The organism is Segeticoccus rhizosphaerae, assembly GCF_009192725.1.
GTDB lineage: Bacteria > Actinomycetota > Actinomycetes > Actinomycetales > Dermatophilaceae > Segeticoccus > Segeticoccus rhizosphaerae.
The window spans coordinates 1-803 of sequence record NZ_VOHR01000649.1; the positions used below are offsets into that span (position 1 = coordinate 1).

General features: G+C 76.0%; 1 protein-coding gene. It reads left to right on the forward strand.

Annotated elements, in window-relative coordinates:
• Nucleotides 1–803: lipid II flippase MurJ (locus FRW57_RS22300; RefSeq protein WP_275263264.1), on the forward strand; the 803-nt coding region annotated here is incomplete at both ends.

The following is an 803-nucleotide window of genomic DNA, read 5'->3' on the forward strand; positions in this document are numbered from 1 at the left end:
CTACCTTCGGGTTCCCGCCCGGACTTGCCCGCCGCGCGGGGGCGCTCGCCGCCGCCGGCGTGCTCGCGCTGCTCGCCCAGCAGCTCGCGGTGCTCGTCACCGTGTGGGTCTCCAACCGGCACGGTGGCACCGGCACGGTGAACGTCTACACCTACGTCCAGGCGATCTACCTGCTGCCCTACGGCGTCCTCGCCGTCCCGGTGGCCATGTCGGCCTTTCCGACCCTCGCGGCGCGGGTCTCGGAGCACCTCGAGGGACGGTCTGCGACGGGGAGCCCCGGTGACGTCGCCGGGCCGGCCCAGGTTGAGACCACGCCCGACACGTCGTTGCCGATGCTGGCCACGAGCACCCGCGTCGTGCTCGCCGCGGGCTGTCTCGGGGCCGCGCTGCTGGTTGCGGCCGCCGTGCCGATCGGCGGGTTCTTCCGTGTCCTCGACGTGGGCGCCGGCACGCGCGCCGGGAGCGCCAGCCTGGACGCCATGCCGGCGGCGTTGCTCGCCTACGCCCCGGGACTCGTCGGGTTCGGGCTGGCTGCGGTGCTCACCCGGGCGCTCTACGTGCGTGGCCACCCCATGGCTGCCGCCCTGTCGGTGGGCGCCGGCTGGCTCGTCGCCGCCCTCGCCCCGCTGCTGCTGCTGCACGGCGAGCCCGGCACCGAGACCGTGCTGGTGACGCTGGGCGCGAGCAGCAGTGTCGGTATGACGCTCGCGGCCCTTGCCCTCCTCGTCGCCGTGCGCCGCGCCTGGGGTGGGACGGGGCTGGCCGGGGTGCGACGCACCGCAGCGGCGGCGGTCTGCGCCGCC